The sequence below is a fragment of the Mariniflexile sp. genome (assembly GCF_041583155.1).
In the GTDB taxonomy this organism is placed as follows: Bacteria; Bacteroidota; Bacteroidia; order Flavobacteriales; family Flavobacteriaceae; genus Mariniflexile.
Map to the genome: position 1 here is coordinate 51623 of NZ_JBFHGK010000003.1, position 23705 is coordinate 75327.

At 33.7% G+C, this 23705-nt stretch carries 22 protein-coding genes; 14 read left to right on the top strand and 8 right to left on the bottom strand.

The window, feature by feature from the left end; genetic code table 11:
* Positions 1-43 precede the first annotated feature (43 nt).
* From ABYI63_RS01795 to ABYI63_RS01815, 5 genes are all read left to right on the top strand, one after another.
* Positions 44-1597 (top strand): aldehyde dehydrogenase family protein, encoded by a 1554-nt coding sequence (locus tag ABYI63_RS01795; RefSeq protein ID WP_372752796.1) that lies wholly within the window; start codon positions 44-46, stop codon positions 1595-1597.
* Positions 1598-1686: 89 nt separating this feature from the next.
* A complete protein-coding gene (locus ABYI63_RS01800; protein ID WP_372752798.1) occupies positions 1687-2385 on the top strand; it encodes a hypothetical protein in 699 nt (232 codons plus the stop codon).
* Positions 2363-3046 carry a hypothetical protein gene (locus tag ABYI63_RS01805; RefSeq protein ID WP_372752800.1) on the top strand — a complete coding sequence of 228 codons (684 nt, stop codon included), beginning with the start codon at positions 2363-2365 and terminating at the stop codon, positions 3044-3046. Before ABYI63_RS01800 ends, ABYI63_RS01805 begins: the two co-directional genes overlap by 23 nt.
* A gap of 149 nt (positions 3047-3195) precedes the next feature.
* Positions 3196-4575 carry a DUF1800 family protein gene (locus ABYI63_RS01810; RefSeq protein WP_372752802.1) on the top strand — a complete coding sequence of 460 codons (1380 nt, stop codon included), beginning with the start codon at positions 3196-3198 and terminating at the stop codon, positions 4573-4575.
* A 2-nt stretch (positions 4576-4577) separates the two neighbouring features.
* Positions 4578-5762, top strand: coding sequence for a DUF1501 domain-containing protein (locus ABYI63_RS01815; RefSeq protein WP_372752804.1), 1185 nt, complete (start codon positions 4578-4580; stop codon positions 5760-5762).
* Positions 5763-5913: 151 nt separating this feature from the next.
* On the opposite strand, the gene ABYI63_RS01820 is transcribed toward ABYI63_RS01815, so the two are convergent.
* Together ABYI63_RS01820 and ABYI63_RS01825 are read right to left on the bottom strand one after the other, a co-directional pair.
* Positions 5914-7047, bottom strand: a complete 1134-nt coding sequence (locus tag ABYI63_RS01820) for an ATP-binding protein (protein WP_372752806.1) — start codon at positions 7045-7047, stop codon at positions 5914-5916.
* Between the two features lie 161 nt (positions 7048-7208).
* Entirely contained in the window at positions 7209-7961 is a 753-nt protein-coding gene (locus ABYI63_RS01825) for an SDR family NAD(P)-dependent oxidoreductase (protein WP_372752951.1), read from the bottom strand.
* A 223-nt stretch (positions 7962-8184) separates the two neighbouring features.
* Here ABYI63_RS01825 and ABYI63_RS01830 point away from each other — a divergent pair, with 223 nt between their 5' ends.
* The 9 genes from ABYI63_RS01830 to ABYI63_RS01870 all read left to right on the top strand — a co-directional run bounded on the left by ABYI63_RS01830 (position 8185) and on the right by ABYI63_RS01870 (position 18170).
* Positions 8185-9186, top strand: coding sequence for an AAA family ATPase (locus ABYI63_RS01830; protein ID WP_372752953.1), 1002 nt, complete (start codon positions 8185-8187; stop codon positions 9184-9186).
* A gap of 117 nt (positions 9187-9303) precedes the next feature.
* Positions 9304-10170, top strand: coding sequence for a DUF58 domain-containing protein (locus ABYI63_RS01835; protein WP_372752808.1), 867 nt, complete (start codon positions 9304-9306; stop codon positions 10168-10170).
* Positions 10171-10177: 7 nt separating this feature from the next.
* Positions 10178-11839 carry a BatD family protein gene (locus ABYI63_RS01840; protein WP_372752810.1) on the top strand — a complete coding sequence of 554 codons (1662 nt, stop codon included), beginning with the start codon at positions 10178-10180 and terminating at the stop codon, positions 11837-11839.
* The gene (locus ABYI63_RS01845) at positions 11839-12846 is read left to right on the top strand and encodes a VWA domain-containing protein (RefSeq protein WP_372752812.1); all 1008 of its coding nucleotides are present in this window, start codon (positions 11839-11841) and stop codon (positions 12844-12846) included. Before ABYI63_RS01840 ends, ABYI63_RS01845 begins: the two co-directional genes overlap by 1 nt.
* A gap of 132 nt (positions 12847-12978) precedes the next feature.
* Positions 12979-14016, top strand: a complete 1038-nt coding sequence (locus ABYI63_RS01850) for a VWA domain-containing protein (RefSeq protein ID WP_372752814.1) — start codon at positions 12979-12981, stop codon at positions 14014-14016.
* A 95-nt stretch (positions 14017-14111) separates the two neighbouring features.
* Complete coding sequence (locus ABYI63_RS01855) at positions 14112-14945, top strand: tetratricopeptide repeat protein (protein ID WP_372752816.1); 834 nt, start codon at positions 14112-14114, stop codon at positions 14943-14945.
* Between the two features lie 44 nt (positions 14946-14989).
* Positions 14990-16753 carry a BatD family protein gene (locus ABYI63_RS01860; RefSeq protein ID WP_372752818.1) on the top strand — a complete coding sequence of 588 codons (1764 nt, stop codon included), beginning with the start codon at positions 14990-14992 and terminating at the stop codon, positions 16751-16753.
* Between the two features lies 1 nt (position 16754).
* Positions 16755-17504, top strand: coding sequence for a tetratricopeptide repeat protein (locus ABYI63_RS01865; protein WP_372752820.1), 750 nt, complete (start codon positions 16755-16757; stop codon positions 17502-17504).
* A gap of 39 nt (positions 17505-17543) precedes the next feature.
* Entirely contained in the window at positions 17544-18170 is a 627-nt protein-coding gene (locus ABYI63_RS01870; protein WP_372752822.1) for a carbonic anhydrase, read from the top strand.
* A gap of 112 nt (positions 18171-18282) precedes the next feature.
* On the opposite strand, the gene ABYI63_RS01875 is transcribed toward ABYI63_RS01870, so the two are convergent.
* The 6 genes from ABYI63_RS01875 to ABYI63_RS01900 all read right to left on the bottom strand — a co-directional run bounded on the left by ABYI63_RS01875 (position 18283) and on the right by ABYI63_RS01900 (position 23490).
* Positions 18283-18621: a P-II family nitrogen regulator gene (locus tag ABYI63_RS01875; RefSeq protein ID WP_372752824.1), complete on the bottom strand. Its 339-nt coding sequence runs from the start codon at positions 18619-18621 to the stop codon at positions 18283-18285.
* Positions 18622-18769: 148 nt separating this feature from the next.
* Positions 18770-20002: an ammonium transporter gene (locus tag ABYI63_RS01880; protein WP_372752826.1), complete on the bottom strand. Its 1233-nt coding sequence runs from the start codon at positions 20000-20002 to the stop codon at positions 18770-18772.
* Positions 20003-20029: 27 nt separating this feature from the next.
* The gene (locus tag ABYI63_RS01885) at positions 20030-20368 is read right to left on the bottom strand and encodes a P-II family nitrogen regulator (protein ID WP_372752828.1); all 339 of its coding nucleotides are present in this window, start codon (positions 20366-20368) and stop codon (positions 20030-20032) included.
* Positions 20369-20629: 261 nt separating this feature from the next.
* Complete coding sequence (locus ABYI63_RS01890; protein WP_372752830.1) at positions 20630-20968, bottom strand: P-II family nitrogen regulator; 339 nt, start codon at positions 20966-20968, stop codon at positions 20630-20632.
* 119 nt (positions 20969-21087) lie between these two features.
* Positions 21088-22392, bottom strand: coding sequence for an ammonium transporter (locus tag ABYI63_RS01895; RefSeq protein WP_372752832.1), 1305 nt, complete (start codon positions 22390-22392; stop codon positions 21088-21090).
* 99 nt (positions 22393-22491) lie between these two features.
* Complete coding sequence (locus ABYI63_RS01900; RefSeq protein ID WP_372752834.1) at positions 22492-23490, bottom strand: outer membrane beta-barrel protein; 999 nt, start codon at positions 23488-23490, stop codon at positions 22492-22494.
* Between the last annotated feature and the right edge of the window lie 215 nt (positions 23491-23705).

Genomic DNA, 23705 nt, shown 5'->3' on the forward strand with positions numbered 1-23705 from the left:
TTATTGCTATATTAGTAGTCATTTTATTCCAAAACATATAATTATGCAAACTGTTACTACCGATTTTAAAATTAGCCAAACACTTGAAAGTTTAGGTATAAAAACTGTGAATGACGGCACTTCAACAGGGCAGGATAATTTTAGTTCTGGCGATGTTTTAGAATCCTTCTCTCCAGTAAATGGTAAGTTAATTGCTAAGGTCGCTACGACTTCTAAAGAGGATTTCGACAAAGTAATGAACGCTGCGACTAAGGCGTTCAAAATTTGGCGATTAATGCCGGCGCCACAAAGAGGCGACATTGTGCGACAGTTTGGTAACAAATTAAGAGAGAAAAAAGAAGCTTTAGGCACATTGGTGTCCTATGAAATGGGTAAATCATACCAAGAAGGATTGGGTGAAGTTCAAGAGATGATTGATATTTGTGATTTTGCAGTTGGACTATCTCGACAGCTTCATGGGCTTACCATGCATTCTGAACGACCTGGACATCGCATGTACGAGCAATACCATTCGCTTGGTGTTGTTGGAATCATTTCAGCATTTAATTTTCCAGTAGCAGTTTGGGCATGGAATACGGCTTTAGCATGGGTGTGTGGTGATGTTTGTATTTGGAAACCTTCAGAAAAAACACCTTTATGTGGTATTGCTTGTCAAAATATTATTGCAGAAGTTTTGGAGAAGAATAATTTACCCGATGGCATTTCATGTTTAATAAATGGCGATTATCAAGTAGGTGAATTTATGACGAAGGATACACGTATCCCTTTAATTTCGGCAACAGGCTCAACTAAAATGGGTAAAATAGTTGCGAAAGAAGTGGCTGGAAGGTTAGGGAAGTCACTATTAGAATTGGGTGGAAACAATGCGATTATAGTAACTCCTGATGCAGATTTAAAAATGACAGTTATTGGAGCTGTTTTTGGAGCTGTTGGCACTTGTGGGCAGCGATGTACTTCAACCAGGCGCTTAATTATCCATGAAGATATTTATGAGAACGTAAAAAACGCATTAGTTGAGGCATACAAGCAACTACGTATTGGGAACCCTTTAGATGAAAAAAATCATGTAGGTCCATTGATTGATGTTGATGCCGTAAAAATGTATCAAAATGCATTAAGAAAGGTAGTTGAAGAAGGCGGTACATTAATTGTGGAAGGAGGCTTGCTAGCCGGTGAAGGTTACGAAAGCGGTTGTTACGTAAAACCCGCTATTGCTGAAGCTAAACCTGATTATAAAATTGTTCAGCATGAAACCTTTGCTCCTGTGTTGTATTTATTAAAATATTCGGGAAGTGTAAACAATGCAATTGATATTCAAAATAATGTGGCACAAGGATTGTCTTCAGCCATAATGACCAATAATTTGCGTGAAGCGGAACAATTTTTATCAGTTTCCGGATCCGATTGTGGTATTGCTAACGTTAATATTGGAACTTCTGGTGCCGAAATTGGTGGTGCTTTTGGTGGCGAAAAAGAAACTGGTGGCGGAAGAGAATCGGGTAGTGATGCTTGGAAAGTGTATATGCGCCGACAAACCAATACAATTAACTACACTACTGAATTGCCTTTAGCTCAGGGAATTAAATTTGATTTGTAAATAAACGTCTTGTAATAAAAGTTGCAATTTCTTAACATTAAGATGCGCAACCCTTTATGAATAAATGTATCTTTAGAGAAAAAAATATAATGAAGTACTCTTCATATCTATTACTTTTTCCGTTGATACTAGTGTGTTGTGGTCCGCCTACGTTTGAAAAAGATACTAGAGTTTTAGTTAAAGGTAGTGTTTTAGATGAAAACAATAACCCGATCTCCGATGCAGAAGTAAATGTTTACACAAGGCGATCAACGAGCCTTTTTGATAGTTATGGTAGTAGTTTTTTATTAGGAAAAGATTATACCCAACAAGATGGAACATTTTCTGTTACATCACTTTTTGATAGAAATGAAGATTTCTACATAGAAATTAAAAACGGCGATAGATTCTCTAACTATATCTACACAACTAACACAGAGGAGTATTTGCCAGCTAATTTGGAGTTTAATTTAGATACCGTTTTTCTTAGGCAATTAGCCACATTTAATTATAACATTACAAGAACCACCAGCACGCAAGGAACCACTTTAAGGTTTTCCTTTTTACTTAAGAATACGAGTTGCTTCGAGGTTTATGATAACGGTGTATTAGTAACATTACAAAGTTCTTGTTATGAAGATTTTACATTAGGGGGTTCGCTTAATGATGTTGTTCCAGATTTGTCTAGTACTTACAAAACTCTTTTGGGCACTACAATAGTTTTTAAGTATTCCCTAAACAACGAGCCAGAAATAACCGAAACCTTTATTATTGACAAAGAAAATTATGATTTCAATTTTACTTATTAAAAAGCGAATATTATTTTGCTTTTTACTGTTTAGTATATTTTCTTTCGGTCAAGACTTTTCTAATTCAGAAACTCAAAATAACAAACTAGAATCAGCTAAAAGGCAGTTGTTGGGTTCTTTAGCTATAGATTATTATATACCTTCAACTTCTGGTGAAAATTTTGTTGGAAATGGAATGAAAGGTGAAGGTGGTTATAGTATAAAAATGCAATTATTTCCATATAAACAATTTTTTATAGGTTTTAATTTTGGCAATACCTATTTGAGCGTAACAGACCGTGCATTTACTGGGAATTATAATAAAACAAACATCAGGAACCAATGTTTTTTTACAGGATATGAGTTTTTGCCATTTAAATTAACAAGGTTAGGTTTAAATATAGGTATCTCTGGAGATGCGCATTATGAAAACATAGGTTTTACAAATAATGAAGAGTACAACCAAACAGATACTGGGGTAATAATGTATTATGAAATGTATTTTGATTATGAAGTTGGAAATAAATTTTCTATTTATTTTGCTTACAGTTACAGAAAAGACAAGATGAATATTATGGCTCCAGAGATTTTACAAGCCAATTTCAATGAAGCAATCTATCATAATTTTGGAGTAGGGATTAAATTTCATATTGGAAATAAAGATGTCATTTCGTTATTTTAGTCATTTTAAAAATAAGTCATTAAAAAAACCGTTCTAAATTTATAGCAATGTTGTAATGTTATTTTGCAATTAAACCATTCTAATTATTTCAAGTCAAAGTAGTTATAAGTTGCTTTTTTTGAGTTTTTTAAGAATTTTAATTGATTAATATGCAAACTAATCACATTCAACATCTATTTTGGCGCGTTGGTTTCGGCATTACACCCCATCAACTTCATGCTGTTTCTAAATTGGATAAAAAACAGTTAGTAGAAAACATCCTTAAAACTTCAAGAAAGATAACACCTTTACAAGTAGATACTTCAGAATTAGAATCATTAATGGTTGGTTTAGTTGAAGATGTCAAAAGTAACATCAAAGAATTTCAACGATTAAGCAGAGAAAAAACTAAAGCATTAAATATTGCTTGGGTAGATAGGTTAGCAAATACCGATGAGTTTTTAAGGGAAAAAACAACTCTTTTTTGGGCAAATCATTTTGTTTGCGAAGACAATAATTTTATTTACACCCAAAAATTTCATAACACCTTACGCCGGCACGCTTTAGGTAATTTTAAAGATTTTGTTATTGCCATTTCAAAAGAAGCGGCTATGACTAAATATTTAAATACCAAACAAAATAAAAAACAAACACCAAATGAGAATTTTGCCAGAGAACTCATGGAATTATTCACCTTAGGTGTGGGCAATTATACCGAACAAGACATTAAAGAAAGTGCCCGAGCTTTTACTGGCTATGGGCATGATTTAAAAGGTGATTTTGTGTTTAGAGAACGTCTGCATGATTCTGGAATGAAAACATTTTTTGGCAAAACCGGCAATTTTAATGGCGACCAAATCATTGAAATTATTTTAGAAAACAAACAATGCGCCAAATACATCTGTCAAAAAATATATCGCTATTTCGTTAATGATACGATTAATGAAACGCATATAAACGAAATGACTGAAGTGTTTTTTGCCGATTATAATATCGAAAATCTATTGCGTTTTGTATTGCTTTCCGATTGGTTTTATGACGATATTAATATAGGCTCGAAAATAAAATCTCCTATAGAGCTTTTGGTAGGTATTAAAACACTAGTTCCTTTAGAGTTTAATAACTCTAAACAGCTATTGAATCTTCAAAAACTATTGGGTCAAACATTACTAGATCCACCAAATGTTGCGGGTTGGAAAGGAGGTAAAAGTTGGATAGATAGTAATACCATTGTGTTGCGTTTAAAGCTCCCGTCGTTGTTACTTAATAACGCTTACATTTCAAAAGCTAAAGAGGGTGAAACCGATAAAACGGCCGATTTGCAAAAGGCTTTCTTTAAAAAACAGTATGGTAAACGATTTAATACAACCGTTAATTGGGAGTATTTTTTCAATCAGTTTAAAAATGTTTCTATCACCGATATGGAAAATTACGTGTTAGTAGGCTCCATGAGTCCTAATGCTAGTACATATATAAATTCATTAGCTAAAGTTTCAAAGCAAGAATATTGCGTGCAACTTATGTCGTTACCCGAATATCAAATGTGTTAATTATGGATAGAAGACATTTTATAAAAAATTCAGCCTTAGCTAGCAGCCTATTTTTTGTACCTAGTTTTGTAAAGGCATTCGAGCAGGTAGCAAGCAATAAATTAGGTTATAAACGCTTGGTAATTATTCAGCTTTCTGGTGGGAACGATGGCCTGAACACCGTTATTCCTTTTAGAAATGATTTGTACTACAAAGCGCGTCCAACCTTAGGCATTCTAAAAAATGAGGTTCTTCCTTTAACGGATGATATTGGGTTAAATTCAAGTTTATTACCATTAAAACGGCTGTACGATAATGGTCATTTAACCATAATAAATAACGTTGGCTATCCAAACCCAAATCGTTCTCATTTTAGGTCTATGGATATTTGGCAAACTGCAACCGATTCCAATAAATATTCCCAAAGTGGTTGGATAGGGCGTTATTTAGATAATTATGGAAAACAACCCTACAGCGCCATAGAAATAGATGAAAGTTTATCCTTAGCCATGAAAGGCGAAAATATTAATGCAATAGCAACACAAGATGCGAAGATTCTTTATAACTTATCGAAAGACCCATTTTTTAAAAACATTCACAATCAAGATGAACATTTAAGCGATCACAATTTAGGTTATCTGTACAAATCGATGATTGAAGCGGAATCTTCAGCAAAATACATTTATGAAACAAGTAAAACCATTTCTTCAACTAAAGTTTATCCAAATAACAAGTTCGGAAATCAGTTGAAAACAACCGCACAGTTTATAAATTCGGGCTTAGAAACTAAAGTGTTTTACAGTTCATTAAACGGATTTGACACCCATGTAAATCAAATAAATACCCAAAAACGCTTATTAAATATGTATGCTGAAAGTATTGAAACCTTTGTGCAAGATTTAAAGGATAATAATACGTTTAAAGACACTTTAATTTTAACCTTTTCGGAATTTGGCCGTCGTGTTAAACAAAACGCCAGTTATGGTACAGACCACGGAACTGCTAACAATGTTTTTATTATTGGAGACCAATTGAAGACACAGGGGGTGTATAATAACTTAGGTAGTTTAAGTGATTTAGATGCTAATGGCGATTTAAAATTTGAAATAGATTTTAGAACTATTTATGCAACGGTTTTAAATAAGTGGTTAGAGGTGAATGATGCCAAAGTTTTGGACAAAACCTTTAATCAATTAGATTTTATATAAAACAAAAAAACCTTGCTTCAATGCCGAATTTTTATCGGGAGAAACAAGGTTATATCTTAAAAAGATTAATAGCGTTACAAATATAAGTCATATTTAAAGACTAAAAAAAAATACTAAAGTTAACTTTAGGTTAAGTAAAAATTAAGTTGAACTAACTGTATTTTACCTTTCTTAAAACACGCATGGCTTCTTTATATAGAAGGTACAATTCTATACTATGAGCTCTCAAATATGGTTTAGCCTCTTCCAGTTTATCAATAGCTTCATGAAACAAATTGAAATAACAAATAAGATAGGTTACCGGTAAATTTTTTAAATCTAATTCTTCAGATTTTGTAAATGATTGTCCCTTCTTTAATTTTTCTAAGAGGGTGTTGGTCGTGTTATAAATATGATGAAGTACTTTTTTGTCGTACTGGGGTGCTTCAAAAAGTAATTTGGTTTCAATATGGTAATTGGCGTTGTTTTCAAATCGGATAATAGTTTCTTCTAATTGATAGTATTTATTGGAGTTTTGAAATCCAAGATTCACATATTCAATAATTTTAAACGAGTCTTCATCAATAAAAATGGCAACTTCATCCAAGGCAGAAAAAAACAATCGGACTTGTTCGTTTATTAATTCGATATCTACTCTAGAAAAGAAAATTTCATTTTTAACCACTTTTTTTTGTCCGGCCCAACATACTACAAAATACTCCTTAAAAACTTTATATTGAGGGTTATAGTCTCTTCTTTTTTTAAGAAAATCGAAAACTCCATTTAGTGTGTGTTCAATATTGTTTTGTGAATTATTTTCAATAGATTCAACAATTTTAGAATTTACATCTTGTATTTCAATATCAAACACTTTTGGCATACTCATACTGCCATCTCTAAAAAATACCGAGCCACCATAATACTTCCAAATGTTCTTTCTTAAAGATGTTAATTTCCCTGTAGGGCGTATGGTAACCAAACCAACAACTCTATGGTCGGGTAAATGTGGAAATGGAATGTTTTCGTATTGAACTATGGGCGGATTGGTTAAATAAGCATTTATGAGGTTTTGAATTTTGCTGTCATCGAAAAAATCGACGCCAACAATTTTATTATCTACATCTTCCACACCAATAACAATGAATGAATTGTTTTTTGGGTTGCTGTTTGAAAGTGCACAAACATGTTTAAGGAACTTTGCTTTGCCTTCTTTAAAACTAATATCAATCTTTCGCTTTTTGTCATAAAAGCTATTCTCATCGTTATGTGATAATAGGTTTTTTATAAGTAGGCGTTTGTTGATCATGTTTTTAATTTCTAGAAAATTATCACACCAAATTCACAAATTTTAAAAATATTTTTAATTAAAATAATTTATGAATTTACTGGTATTTTAAATGAACTTTGATATGCCATAAATCTTGAATAAATACGTAAAGTAAATAATGTTACAATGGTTTAGATAATTTACAAAGATTTATTTAAGATTGTTGAACTCGCTTGTGCTGTGCAAAACATTAATACATCTGCAATATTTACATGATTGGGTCTAGATATAACAAAATAAATAACTTCTGCAACATCTTCCGCTTGCAACGCTTTATATCCTTTATAAACAGTATCTGCAATTTCATCACCTTTAAAGCGTACTTTTGAAAATTCAGTTTCCACCAAACCTGGATTTACGGCGCCTACTTTAATGCCATAAGGATTTAAATCCATACGCATACCTTCGGTTATAGCTAGCACCGCATGTTTACTACCACAATACACGTTTCCTTTTGGATAAACTTCTTTTCCTGCCGAGGATCCAATGTTTATAATGTGCCCTGATTTACGTTCCGTCATTTGCGGAATAATGGCTTTGCTAACATATAATAAGCCTTTAACATTTATATCCATCATGGCATCCCAATCATCTAAACTGCCTTCATTTATGGGGTCTAAACCATGTGCGTTTCCAGCATTATTTATTAAGATATCTATGGTTTTAAAGGCTTCTGGCAGCGAGTCAATGGCTTTAAAGGTTGCTGCTTTGTCTCTTACATCAAAGTTTAGTATATGTACATTGGTTAGTTTTTGTAATTTTTCTTGTATTATCTCTAGTCTATCTAAGCGTCTTCCGCATATTACCAAGTTAATACCATGTTTGGCGAATTCGCAAGCAGTTGCATGGCCAATACCACTTGTTGCACCAGTAATTAAGGCTGTTTTCATCAGTTTTATATCATGTTGTATTATAATCCTGTATAAAAATACTTAAATCTTAGTTTATTATTTAGATAGAGTAGGTTATACTTTTATTAAATGGCCTTTTTAACCTATAATTAACGGGAATCCAATTTTTTTTTAACCAATATTTAACAGCGCTCAAAGAAAAATTTTAACAATTTGCATGCCTCAAATATGCTTACTATATTCGGGCTTTTAAAAATAAAAAATGATGGAAGATACTAGTACAATTGATATTAAGACTATTAATGAGAAAATTGAAAGAGAAAGTGCTTTTGTTGATTTACTAATGCTAGAGATGAATAAAGTCATCGTTGGGCAAAAGCATATGGTTGAACGTTTGCTTATTGGCCTTTTAGGACAAGGACACATTTTACTTGAAGGTGTGCCTGGTTTAGCAAAAACCTTAGCCATTAACACCTTGGCTCAAGCGGTGGACGGAAGCTTTAGCAGAATCCAATTTACTCCCGATTTACTTCCTGCCGACGTTACAGGAACCTTGATTTATAACATGAAGGTTAATGATTTTTCCATCAAAAAGGGACCAATTTTCGCCAATTTTGTGCTGGCGGATGAGATTAACCGTGCCCCTGCAAAAGTTCAGTCGGCTTTGCTAGAGGCGATGCAAGAGAAACAAGTTACTATTGGTGATGAAACCTTTAAATTAGATAAGCCATTTTTAGTAATGGCAACACAAAACCCGGTTGAACAGGAAGGTACTTACCCATTACCTGAAGCTCAGGTGGACCGTTTTATGTTGAAAACAGTAATTGACTATCCGAAAATTGCCGAAGAGCAATTAATAATGCGTGCCAATATGAAAGGTGCTTGGGATAAAGTAAACCCGGTAGTTTCAGTAGCTCAAATATTAAGAGCGCAAGAAGTGGTTCGTGAAGTGTATATGGATGAGAAAATTGAAAAATATATACTTGATATTATCTTCGCAACGCGTTATCCAGAAAAATATAAACTTGCCGATTTAAAACCGCTTATTTCTTTTGGAGCATCTCCACGTGGTAGTATCAATTTAGCAACAGCTGCTAAATGTTATGCCTTTATCAAACGTCGTGGCTATGTAATTCCTGAAGATGTACGTGCCGTAGTTTATGATGTATTAAGACACAGAATTGGCATTACTTACGAAGCGGAAGCGGAAAATGTAACCTCTGTAGATATCATAAACAAAATTGTAAACGAAATAGAAGTACCTTAAAAGTTTTTAATATTTGGTTTCAGTTTGCAGAAGCTTACTCAAAACCAAATACCCAAAACTAAATTCAACGGTTTATTGATAACTGAATACTGCGACTGAAAACTGTTTACTGAATAAATGGATACTAAAGAATTACTTAAAAAAGTACGAAAAATAGAGATTAAGACACGCCGATTGTCTGATCATATATTTGGTGGTGAATACCATTCTACCTTCAAAGGTCGTGGTATGACTTTTAGCGAAGTACGCCAGTATCAATTTGGTGATGATGTTCGAAATATAGACTGGAATGTTACTGCACGTTATAACGAACCTTATGTAAAAGTTTTTGAAGAAGAACGTGAACTTACCATGATGCTTATGGTAGATGTTTCAGGATCTGAATTTTTTGGAACTGAGCAACAATTCAAAAATGAAGTAGTAACCGAAATAGCTGCAACTTTAGCATTTTCGGCAACCCAGAATAATGATAAAATTGGTTTAATCCTTTTTTCTGATAAGGTTGAATTATATATTCCACCAAAAAAAGGACGTTCGCATGTGCTTCGTATTATTCGTGAATTGATAGAGTTTGAACCAGAAAGTAAACAAACTAACTTAGCCGAAGCTTTAAAATTCATGCAAAATGTAATGAAGAAAAAAGCCATTGTGTTTGTGTTGTCTGATTTTATGTCTGAGGATTACCACCATACCATGAAAATAGTTTCGGGAAAGCACGATGTTACGGGTATTCGAGTGTATGATAAACGTGAGGAAGAGATGCCTAATTTAGGTCTTGTACAAATGCAAGATGAAGAAACAGGCGAATTAATGTTAGTAAATACCACTTCAAAAACAGTGCGATTAAACTACGGAAAGTTTTACCGTGAAAAAGTAGAATACTTCAAAGAAAGTTTTAACAAAACGGGAGCAGGAACTATTGATTGCAGGGTGGATGAAAGTTATGTAAAAAAAATGTTAGGCTATTTTAAAAGAAGAGGATAAACGAATTATGAATAAAGAATTACGGATTACGAATAAAAAACCTAAAGTGAACGGTCTTCCGTTAACTAGCTTGTTGTCTTTCGTCTTTGTTTTTGTCTCTTGGTTCTCTTTTTCACAAGTATCTTCTTCAATCGATTCTACAAAAATTAAAATAGGACAACAAATCACATATAAAATACAAGTTGAAGCGGAAGCTAATAGTCTGGTGGTTTTTCCTGAAGGGCAAACGTTTTCTCCTTTGGAAATGATTGAGTCGTATGCGGTTGATACAGTTAAAAAGAACGATAAATACAATCTTATAAAGAAATACGGTTTAACCCAATTTGATTCTGGTAAATACACCATTCCGAGACAAAAAATTATAGTTGGCGATAAAACCTTTTTTACCGATTCGTTAAAAGTTGAGGTTAATAATGTGGTTGTAGATACCACTAAACAAGGTCTTTATGATATAAAACCAATTATTGAAGTTGAAAAACAAGGAGGCGACTGGTGGAAATATCTATTACTAACACTATTAATTGTTGGTGCCATCGCATTTTTAATGTATTGGTTTATTTGGAGAAAAAAGCCATTAACAGAAGCTGAAGAAATCGCATTATTACCACCTTACGATCGTGCAAAATTGGCTTTAAAGAAGTTAGATGAAAGTCATTATTTGCAAACGGAATCTATAAAAGAATATTACTCCGAGTTAACTTTTATTATCAGAAAATATCTTGATGAGAAGGTATACGATCGGGCTTTGGAAAGTACTACAGACGAGTTAATAGAAAGACTTAATTTACTAAAGGAAGGTAATCAAATAGATTTAAGTAAAGAAGATATTCGAAACCTAGAAAGTATTTTAAAACGTGCCGATTTAGTGAAATTCGCAAAATCTGCTGTAGATGTAGAACTTGCAAAAATAGATAGAAACACCATCGATATAGAAATTGATAATGTGAAAGAAGCACTTCCAGAACCAACAGAGGAAGAAAAACTTCTGGATGAACAATATCGTCAAGAATTAGAACGTAAAAAGAAACGTAAAAAAGTAATTATTACTGCTGCAATAGGTGTATTTCTTTTAATCGCCACATTTGTAGGTTTCTCCATAAAGTATGGTTTTGGCTATGTAAAAGATTTCATTATAGGCCATGATAGTATTGAGCTATTGGAAGGGGAATGGGTTAAAAGTGAGTACGGTTATCCACCTATTACCATATCAACACCTATTGTTTTAACACGTACCGAATTGCCAATTCCTGATGAGATGAAAGAGCAATTGGCTCAAACAACCTTCATTTATGGCACATTGTTAGATGAATTTAGTGTTATAGTAAATAACGTTACTTACAAGAATTTAGGTGAAAACAAGATAGATTTAGAAAAATCTTCTGAAGGAAGCTTAAAAGGCATGGAAGCTCAAGGCGCCCAAGATATTCTGGTGTTTAGAGAAAAATTTGTAACACCAAATGGGGCAGAAGGAATAAAAACGTATGGATCATTTAAAGTTAAAAACCAAATAAGTCAAGAAAATCAAGAATGTAACTACGTGATGTTGTTATTTAATTCTGGAAATGTGTTGCAGCAAATTATGGTAACTTATGCAAAGGATGATGTTTATGCAGATCAAATAACGGAACGCATTTTAAATTCAGTAGAACTTAAAAAAGCAGAAGAATAATGTTTGAAGGAATAGAGTTTTTAAACAAACAATGGTTTTGGGCACTTTTAGTACTTCCATTAGCCATTGTATGGTATATATTTAAACATAAAAAACAAACGGCCGAACTAAAAATATCCAGTTTAAAAGGTTTTAAAGTAACCAATTCTGCCTTGGCAAAATTTAAACATGGCTTGTTTATTTTGCGATTGCTGGCAATTGCGTTGCTTATTACAGCCTTAGCCAGACCACAAACAGTTGATATTTCTTCAAGAACAAAAACCACCAGGGGTATTGATATTGTTATGGCTATTGATGTTTCTGCAAGTATGTTGGCTAAAGATTTATCGCCAAACCGATTGGAAGCCCTAAAGAATGTAGCAGCTGAGTTTATAAAAGGTAGGCCAAACGACAGAATTGGTTTGGTGGAATATGCCGGTGAAAGTTACACTAGAACACCAGTAACCAGCGATAAATCTATTGTACTACGTTCCTTAAAAGATATTCATTACAATACCATAATAGAGGGCGGTACAGCTGTGGGAATGGGATTGGCCACCGCTGTAAACCGATTGAAAGATAGCAAAGCAAAAAGTAAAGTGATTATTTTGTTAACCGATGGTGTTAATAATACGGGTTTTATAGACCCTAAGATAGCCAGCGAATTGGCTGTAGAATATGGTATAAAAACATACACCATTGGTTTAGGTACTAACGGAATGGCACTATCACCAGTAGCCTTAGACCCTAGAACAGGAGGTTTTCAATATGCCCGTGTTCAGGTGGAAATTGATGAGGTGCTGCTTAAAGAAATTGCCGAAGTTACAGGGGGTAAATATTTTAGAGCCACCAACAATAAAAAACTAGAAGAAATTTATAGTGAAATAAACAAGCTTGAAAAAACAGATGTTGAAGAGTTTAAATATTATAATCATCAAGAAAAGTTTAGACCCCTGGTATTGTTAGCCGGTTTATTTCTTTTGTTAGAATTTTTACTTAGAAACACACTTTTTAGGAGTTTTATTTAAAAGTGAAGTCAGGTCTAGTGCAGTCCAGACCTATTTTATAAAAAAATTAGTGACCCGAGAGCATTGCTCGAACAAACGAAGTAATTCGTGGAGATATAACTAAACCAATCCACGACAAACATCTAAACAAAAATGTATCAATTAGACGAAAAAATATGGTTTTGGGTGTTAGCGGTTATTCCAGTAATAATCCTAATTTTTTTGGTGCTTCAATATTGGAAACACCGTACCCAACGTAAATTTGCAGACAAAACATTGCTTAAAAAGTTAAGCCCGAATGCATCATTATTTAAATCGATTTTAAAATTGGTGGTGTTAAGTTTAGCTTTTGCGTGTTTAGCAATTGCTTTAGTAAACCCTAAAATAGGTACGAAGTTAGAAACCGTAAAACGCGAAGGTGTTGATATTGTTTTTGCTGTAGACGTTTCAAAAAGTATGCTCGCTGAAGATATAGCGCCCAACCGATTAGATAAAGCAAAGCAATTGGTTACCCAAATTGTGAATAATTTGGCAAGCGACCGTGTTGGTATTATTGCTTACGCCGGAAAAGCTTTTCCGCAATTGCCCATAACAACCGATTATGCTTCGGCAAAAATGTTCCTTCAAAGTATGAATACTGATATGCTTTCTTCACAAGGAACAGCAATTAATGAAGCCATCAAATTAGCTACAACTTATTTTGATGATGAAGAACAAACCAATAGAATTCTTATTATTATTTCGGACGGTGAAGACCATAGCGAGGAGGCGACCGCAGTTGCCGAAGAAGCTAAAGAAGCAGGTATTAGAATCTTTACTATAGGAGTAGGTGATGTTAAAGGCGGGCCTATTCCTGAAAAACGAAATGGCATTGTTTTAAATTATAAAAAGGATAGCCAAGGCGAAACCGTTATAACGCGTTTAGATGAAGAAACGCTAAAAAATATTGCATCCGAAGCTAACGGTGTATATTTGAACGGACGAAATACCAATGATGTTGTTAAAAACATTGGCGATATTTTAAATGGAATGGACAAAAAAGAATTTGAAACTAAAGAATATGCCGATTTTAAAGACCAATTTCAATGGTTTTTAGGTTTTGCTATATTCTTCTTGCTTTTGGATGTTTTCCTACTAGAAAGAAAAACAGCTTGGTTGAAAAAGCTAAATTTATTTAACGAAAATTTATAATTTTCGCGGAAGCGTGGTTAAATTTTTATAAAACCTTTAACTATAAACGGTTACACGGTTTTTTATATTTATAAGTTGATTAAAGCACTTTAAAAATGAAATATAAATTACTAATTCTATTAACATTAATAACGACATTTTCTTTTTCCCAAGACAATGAAAAGAAAGCGTTATTGGCTGCAAAAAAAGCTAATAATTATGTGTATGAAGCTAATAATTTAATAGGTGAAAAGGATTTTGTTTCTGCTGAAAAGGAATACCGCAAAGCCATTTCAGAGCAATCAACATCGGTTGCCGGAATTTATAATTTAGGAAATTCATACATCAAAAAAGGCAATTTAGATGAAGCTATTTATCGTTTAGACCAGGCGGCTAAGGTTGCGACTTCAAAAGCCGAGAAACATAAAGCTTATCATAATATTGGAAATGTTTTAATGCAGAATAAAAAGTGTAAAGAAGCTGTTGAGGCTTTTAAAAATGCTTTAAGAAACGATCCTACCGATGATGAAACCCGTTACAATTTAGGTTTAGCAAAAATTTGCGCAGAACAACAAAAAGATCAAAACGACCAAAATAAAGACGATAAGGATCAAGACAAAAAGGATGACCAAAAAGATCAGGATAAAAAAGATCAGGGCGATAACAAAGACGACAAAAATCAAGATCAGAAAGATAAAGACGATCAGGATAAAAAAGAAGGCGACGATAAGAAAGATGATAAAGGTAAGCCAAAAGATGAAAAAGACGACAAGGGCAAAGGCGATAAGAAAGAGCAGCAACAGCCTCAGCAACCACGTCAGGGTCAAATGTCGCCTCAGCAAGTTAAGAGTTTGTTAGAAGCAATGAACAATCAGGAACAAAAAGTTCAGGAAAAAATAAATGCTGAAAAACAAAAAGGTGTTAAAGTAAAAACTGAAAAAGACTGGTAAAAATTCAACAATCGTTAATGGTTAATCCTTGTTCGTTATTTTTTATGAAATTCATAAAGCACATATCAATAGTATTCATAGTTTTCACAAGTATGCTTTCTGCTCAGGTTAAGTTTGAAGCTAAAGTTAGCAAGCAAAAGTTGGGGGTTAATGAACGGCTGCGTGTCGATTTTGAGATGAATCAGGATGGTGATAATTTCAACCCACCCGATTTTTTAAATTTTACCGTTATAGGAGGCCCAAATCAATCCGTAAGCCACTCCTGGATTAATGGTGTTAGAAACTATAAAAAAGTATATAGTTACTTTTTAGCACCGAAGGGACGTGGCACCTTTACAATATCTCAAGCTACAATTAATATTGGTGGTGAAACATATAAAACTGTGCCAATTAGTATTGAAGTTACTGCCGCAGTTGATATTCCAAAAGACCCGAACGACCCGAGTTATATAGCTTCAGAAGGTATTCATTTGGTCGCAGAAGTTTCAAAAACAAACCCATATTTAAATGAAGCAATTACAGTGGTTTATAAACTGTATGTTTCTCCAAATATTGCGGTTGATAATTGGAATGAAATAGATAGCCCTAGGTATAACGACTTTTGGAGTCAGAATATTGATACACAAGGGCAGAAGGTGCAAAACGGTATGTATAAAGGTGAAGAATACAGATTCTTAGTACTTAGAAAAACTGTTTTATACCCGCAAAAAACAGGTAAATTAAACATAGAGCCACTTAGTTTGGATATTGCTTTGCGAGTGCCTACTAACAGGCGTGACATATTTGGAAGTGTTTTAATGTCTCGCACAAACAAAGTAGTATCGGCAGGCAACAATACAATCACTGTAAAACCATTACCAGAAGAAGGGAAACCATTAGATTTTACTGGAGCCGTCGGCGATTTTACATTTGATGTTGTAGCTTCAAAAAAAGAATTAAAAGCTTCTGAATCTTTGGACTTAAAAGTGATTGTGAAGGGTAATGGAAATTTAAAGTTATTTAAATTACCTAAAGTCTCCTTACCAAGTTCCTTAGAAGTTTATGAGCCAGAACATACCGAAAATGTAAATACTAGTTTGTCGGGTATGCAAGGAGCTATTTCTGATAATTATACCGTTGTTCCTCAGTATAAGGGTAAATATCCAATACCAAGTATTTCATTTTCATATTTTGACCTTAAGACTGGTTCCTATAAACGTTTGTCTTCGGAAGAAATTATTTTAGATGTTTTAGATGGTCCTTTAAACGCAGGTAATAATACAACCGCTTCAAATGGAAATAAACAGCCTGTGGTTTTAAGTAAAGATCAATTTGCTTATATAAAAACTAAAACCGATCTTGTTAGTACAAACACATCTACTTTTTTTAAATCCACTACTTTTTGGAGTTTATTGTTATTGCCTTTTTTAGCAATTCCTATAGCCATTGTTATTAGAAATAAAAAAGCAACTAGAGATGCAGATGTTTACGGGAATAGAATAAGAAAGGCTGATAAATTGGCTAGAAAGTATTTGAGTAGTGCAAAAAAATCGCTAGGACAAAAGGAAGTATTTTACATTGCTTTAGAAAAAGCACTTCATAATTATTTGAAAGCAAGATTACATATAGAAACTTATGAGCTGAGCAAGGATAGAATCAATGATTTGCTAGTAGAAAAGCAGGTAGATTCCTTGGTTATAAAAGACTTCTTTAGCATTTTAGAAAGTTGTGAATTGGCACGTTACACACCTATTGACATTGTAACCATGCAGGAAGATTATGAGAAAGCGTCCAAAACCATTTCATTAATTGATAAACAAGCACGTTAAGATGAAAAAGTTATTATACATACTATCGTTTTTGTTAAATATTAGTGTATTTGCACAAAACAATGCCATTTTTGAGAGTGCTAATGCATTATATAATGAAGGAAAGTACGCAGAGGCTATTGATAAGTACAATGCAATATTGGATACCAAAAATCATTCTGCAGAACTGTATTTTAATTTAGGAAATGCACATTACAAATTAAATCACATAGCACCTAGTATCTATTTTTACGAAAAAGCACTTAAATTGGCTCCAAATGATGCCGATATAGAGAATAACTTAGCCTTTGCAAGGAATATGACTATTGATGCTATAGATGTAATTCCAGAAGCAGGTTTAGCTAAACTTTTAAATAATACTGCCAATACATTTACATATGATGGTTGGTCAAAAATATCTATTGCTTTTGTGTTTTGCTTTGTAATCCTGTTTTTAATTTACTATTTTGCTTACACAACGTTAAGAAAACGCTTGGCATTTTTAGGTAGTTTAGCATCTTTGATGTTTATGTGCATTTCATTGTTATTTGCATTTCATAAATTTAATTTAGATAAAAGAGATCGGCCAGCTATAGTATTTGCCAAAGAAAGTATTATAAAAAGTGCTCCCAATAATAGGAGTGAAGAATCTTTTAGGTTACATGAAGGTACGAAAGTCCAAATATTAGACACTTTAAATAGTTGGAAAAAAATAAAGCTTCAGGATGGTAAAATGGGCTGGATTCCTACTGAAGATTTAAAAGCGCTTTAAACTCTTTTTAATGTATCTTTAACCAAATAATGCTTTTGTATGAATTTAGATAAAGTATTTCAAAATAATGAAAAGTGGATTAAAGATAAATTAGCTGTTAATCCAAACTATTTTGAATCGTTAGGTGAGGGTCAAAATCCAGAATTATTATTTATTGGATGTTCTGATAGCCGGGTTACGGCCGAAGAGTTAATGGGTCTAGGTCCTGGAGATGTTTTTGTACATCGAAATATTGCCAATATGGTAATTAGCATCGATTTAAATGTGATGTCTGTGGTAAATTATGCTGTAGAACATTTAAAGGTAAATCACGTAGTTGTATGTGGGCATTATGCGTGTGGAGGAGTTAAAGCTGCTATGCAATCGGCCGATTTAGGTATTTTAAATCCATGGTTACGTAATATACGCGATGTATATAGAATTCATAAAAAGGAGCTTAATGCTATTGCATGTGATGAGGAAAAATACGATAGATTAGTGGAATTGAATGTACAGGAACAATGTGTGAATTTAATAAAAACTGCAGCAGTACAAAAAGCTTATAGGGAACGCGGTTTAATTGTACACGGATGGGTTTTTGATATACATACTGGTAAACTAATAGATTTGAAAATTGATTTTGATGTGATTTTGGAAAAGATTAGAGAAATTTATCATTTAGATTAATACCTTAAAGTGTTGAAATAAATTCAAATTTTTATAAAAGAAAAGGCTGCCTGAAAAAATCATGACAGCCTTTTTTATTTTTGATTCTGAAGCCTTAATAAATAAAACAAACTTATTTTAAAGTATTGCCGCCTCTTTCTCCAGTGCGGATTCTATAAGTTTCGTTTACATCCGATACAAATATTTTTCCATCACCTACTTCTCCAGTTGCAGCAGCTTTCAAGATAGTTTGTATAGTAATTTCCTCAAAATCATCGTTCACTACAATCGATAATTGTCTGCGTTGTATATCGCTTGTACTGTATGAAACACCTCTGTAAACATGTCCTTGTTTTTCATTGCCTACGCCTGTTACATCCCAATAGGAGAAAAAATTCACTCCAATTTCATGTAAAGCATCTTTCACCACTCTATATTTAGATTTTCTAATGATAGCTTCAATTTTCTTCATAATAACTTCATTTAATAGTTTTTATCAAAATTAAATAAAAAATTGGCAGTATTGTTAAACTGCTTCAATTTATACCATAAAAAAAGAGATGTTTTGTCAGTTAGCAAAACATCTCTTTTTTTAATACTATATGATGAGGCCTTATAGATTAATGCTCATTTAACCTGAAATCTGGATATGCGTCCATACCATGTTCGTGGGCATCTAAACCTTCTAATTCTTCTTTTTCAGAAACACGTATTCCCATAGTTTTCTTAAGTGTGAAAAGGATAATAAATGAGGTAATTAAACAGAATATCGCATAAGCACCTACACCTATTAATTGACTAACAAATTGGTCTACACCAGCTAGGTTACCAAAGATACCTACTGCTAAAGTTCCCCAGATACCACAAGCTAAGTGTACTGCAATAGCTCCAACAGGATCATCTAACTTAAGCTTGTCAATAAAGGCAACAGCAAATACAATGATTGCGCCCGCAACTGAACCGATAATAAGAGCATCAGTAGGACTCATTTGGTCTGCACCAGCAGTAATTCCAACTAAACCACCTAAAATACCATTTAAGAACATAGTTAAATCTAAATTTTTATACATTGCTGCAGAAACTAACATGGCAACTACACCGCCAGCAGCAGCAGCTAAACAGGTTGTAACTAAAGTTAAAGATGTTAATGTAGGATCTGCCGAAAGTACAGAGCCACCATTAAAACCAAACCAACCTAACCATAAAATTAATACCCCAGCAGTTGCTAATGGAATGTTGTGTCCAGGAATAGCTTGTGGTTTCCCGTCTTTAAATTTACCAATACGTGGGCCTAATAAACAAACGGCAATTACTGCGGCCCATCCCCCTACAGAGTGAACTAAAGTTGAACCTGCAAAGTCATAAAAAGGAGTTTCTAAAGTTTGTAAAAAACCACCACCCCATTTCCAAGATCCTGCAATTGGGTAAACAAGACCAACATATACTACAGTGAAAATCATGAAAGGCACAATTTTAACACGTTCTGCAACCGCACCAGAAACTATTGTTGCAGCAGTAGCGGCAAACATACCTTGGAATAAGAAATCTGTCCAGTATGTATAACCTTCATTATAAGTTAAATCCAAAGCACCTTCAGCTGTTAAAGGTGAATCTAAACCAAAACCAGCAAAACCGATAAAGCCATTAAATTCTCCTGGATACATTAAATTGAAGCCTACAAAGCAATATAAGAGTAAGCCAACGGTAATAATAAAAATGTTTTTGAATAAAATATTTAAAGTATTTTTTTGTCTTGTTAACCCGATTTCTAATAGAGAGAATCCAAGGTGCATAAAAAATACTAATGCTGTACAGATCATCATCCATACATTATTTGTTGTAAGTAATTCCATAATTTTATTGTTTTGTTTAGATGATTTTTATTTTAAAGTGCTTACGCCTTTTTCTCCAGTTCTAATTCGATAAACTTCTTTTATGTCAGAAACAAATATTTTTCCATCCCCTACTTCTCCTGTGCCAGCAGATTTTAGAATGGCTTGTACTGTTAATTCTTCAAAATCATCATTTACTACAATTGCTATATGTCTGCGCTGGATATCGCTGGTACTATAAGATATGCCACGGTAAACATGACCCTCTTTTTCGTTACCAATTCCAGTTACATCCCAATAAGAGAAAAAATTTACTCCAACTTCATGTAGAGCTTCTTTTACCACACGGTATTTGGATTTTCTAATAATTGCTTCAATTTTTTTCATTTGTATTAAATTTTAAATTTTGAAAAATCAAAAATAATAAATAATTCATATGGGGGTTAAAAAACAAGGGTGTAAGTTTTTATTAATAACAAATACACAACAGTACCCCTTTATTTTTGGGGATATATTTGTGAAATTCGAATTATTTGTAAAATTTGATATTCAAAGTAGGGGTGAGTTTTGACGTTTAAACCTGTTTTTAATGACTGAAAGCGCATGTGTTAACTAATTGTTTAAGCTTATTTAAATCATATTTAATGATTAATTTAGTGTTTCTCCGCCGCTTTCTCCGTTTCTAATTCTGTAGCATTCTTTTATTTCTGATACTGTAATTTTACCATCTCCCACCTCGCCAGTAGCTGCAGATCTTAAGATCGCTTTAATGGTTATTTCTTCAAAATTATCATTAACTACAATAGCTAAATGCCTGCGTTGAATATCGCTGGTACTATAAGAAATGCCACGGTACACATGTCCTTCTTTTTCATTTCCTATGCCGGTAACATCCCAGTAGGAGAAAAAATTTACGCCAACTTCTTGTAATGCTTCTTTTACTTCGCGAAATTTTGATTTTCTAATAATTGCTTCAATTTTTTTCATAATATGAATCTGTAATGATTTATTGGTATATTCTAGTTCATTTGATATTTAATTTTATTAACCCAAAAAAGCCTTATTAATTCTAATAAGGCTTTTTTCGATTTTGTATTTAAGTAATGTTAGTCTATTTCTCTTTGTCTCTTACCTGGGTAAGCTAAAGAGCCGTGTTCAGAAATATCTAATCCAGCAATCTCTTCTGCTTCAGAAACTCTTAAGCCAATTGCTTTCTTTAATATATATAAGAAAATAAAGGACAACGCTATAGACCATATGGCATATGCCACCACACCAATAGCTTGAGCGCCTAATTGAGCAGCGCCACCGCCATTGAAAAGACCGATACCAGTATCGCCGTCAACACCCCAAAGACCGATTACCAAAGTACCCCAAGCACCGGCTACACCGTGTACTGATATGGCACCAACAGCATCATCAACTTTTAAAGTTTTTTCAACAAATCCTATAGAGAATACTACAAGAAGTCCACCAACTAAACCAGCTAAGATTGCGCCTCCTTCAGTCATGTTTCCACAACCAGCAGTAATACTTACAAGACCGGCAAGTGAACCATTTAATGTCATTCCTAAATTTGGTTTTCCGTTTTTAAACCAAGTGAATAATAAAGCGGCAATTGCACCAGCTGATGCAGCTAAATTTGTAACAAGAACTACTTGAGAAGCTGCAGTAGCATCATCGCCACCCCAAGCTAATTGAGAACCACCATTAAAACCAAACCATCCTAACCAAAGGATAAATACACCTAATGTAGCGTACATTTGGTTGTGACCGTGCATCTCAACAGGTTTACCATTTAAGAATTTTCCAATTCTAGGTCCAACCATCCAAGCGGCAACTAATGCGGCCCATCCTCCTACAGAGTGAACGATTGAAGATCCAGCAAAATCAATAAATTCAGCAGGCATGATTCCGTCTGTGTTGTTTAACCAACCGCCATTCCATTCCCATCCACCGGCTATTGGGTAGATAAAGGCTGTCATTATAATACTGAAAATTGCGTATGTTGTGTATTTTGTTCTTCCTGCGATAGCTCCAGAAACAATAGTTGCAGCGGTTGCGGCAAATACAGTTTGGAAAAATAAATCGGCAGCACCTTGAGAGAATGTGAAGCCTCCCCAGTGTAAGAATCCGCCAGAAGCGTCAGCTCCATACATTAAAGAGTATCCAATAAACCAGAAAGCTAAAGAGCCTACTGCAATGTCCAAGAAGTTTTTCATTGCGATGTTTACTGCATTTTTTGAATCAGTCATTCCAGATTCAACTAAGAAGAAACCTGCTTGCATAAAGAATACTAAGATACCTGAAATAAGCATCCAAAGCATCCCCATATCACCTTTAACGGATTCAGCTAGTGCCTCAACAGCTGCGGTGTCTTGAATCAGGAGAGAGAAATTTAATATCGACATATTAATAAGTTTTAAGGGTTAGTTAATTATAAAAAGTAAGAGAACAATTGAACAATATAAATCCAATTGTTCTCCTTATGTGTTGTATTTAATAATTTCTTAGAAAGAATAGATAGCAGCTAAAGTAAATGCAGCAAGGTTGTCAGATGCCATTCCATCGCTATCAACATAAGGCATTGAGTCGCTCCAAGAATCTAATCTGATCTCTGGTTTAATAATTAAGTTTTCAATAGAGTAGCTTCCTGTTAAAGTAAGTCCTAAAACACTTTCTTCTGCAGGATTTGCATCGCCGTGGTAACCAAAATACTCACCTCTTAACCCAAGAGAAAAAGAGTCAGAAGTAGCTAACTGTGGGTATAATGCAGCTCCGTAAAAACCAGAACCATCATTGTCATTGTATGCAGCGTTTATGCCTAAGAAGAAGCTGTCAGATAAATCGAAACCACCAGTATAGTCAATTTCGAAACCTAATCCATCGTTGTTTCCACTATCATAATATAAATTTAAAAATTGTCCTGAATATCCTAATTGAGCACCAAGGGCATATTCGCCAGTCATTGAAGTGTCGTTAACGTCCCAAGGGTTTGTAACAGCTAACATTAAACTCCACTCATCAGATAAAGCGAAATCAGCTTTTAAACCCATATGTGAGAAAGGACCGCTTGAGAATAAATATGAACAGCTATAGTTAAAGTTAGCTGCAGGAGCAATAACTTCATAACCTAAGAATGTGTTCCAACGACCAAATGTTAAAGTTGTTCCTTCAGATACATTCCAGTAAACATATGCTTGGTTAACAATACCATCAACAATGTCAGAATTAAAAGTAGCGCCAGCACCTCTTGGCCCTGTAACTAAATCAAGAACAGCACCTACAGTTTCACCCTCGTAACTTGCTATGATGTTTCCCATGCCTAAGGCAAATCCTGATTGTCCAGCAAATGCAGTACCGAAAGATGTGCCAACATTATCAGGTGCTGATAAGTAAGTTTGATAGTATGCATCAACACTACCACTTAATGTGAATTTTGGTGATCCATCTTGTGCAAATACTACACCTGCCATGAAAAGCATTGAAAGTGTTATTAGTTTTTTCATAATGTTTAATTTTAAGTTATTAATTTTTATTGGTTAATGTTCCTTAAGAATAACTCAAAACTAAATCAAAAATGTTTAACCCCCATAAAAAGAGGGGGGTGTAATTTAATTTTTGTGAATATTTCATTTTTACCCCCTTTTTTTGACGGGTGCTTGTGTAAAAATTAAATTTTATTGTTTTTTTAACAAATAGCGCATTTGAATAATTGTCAGTA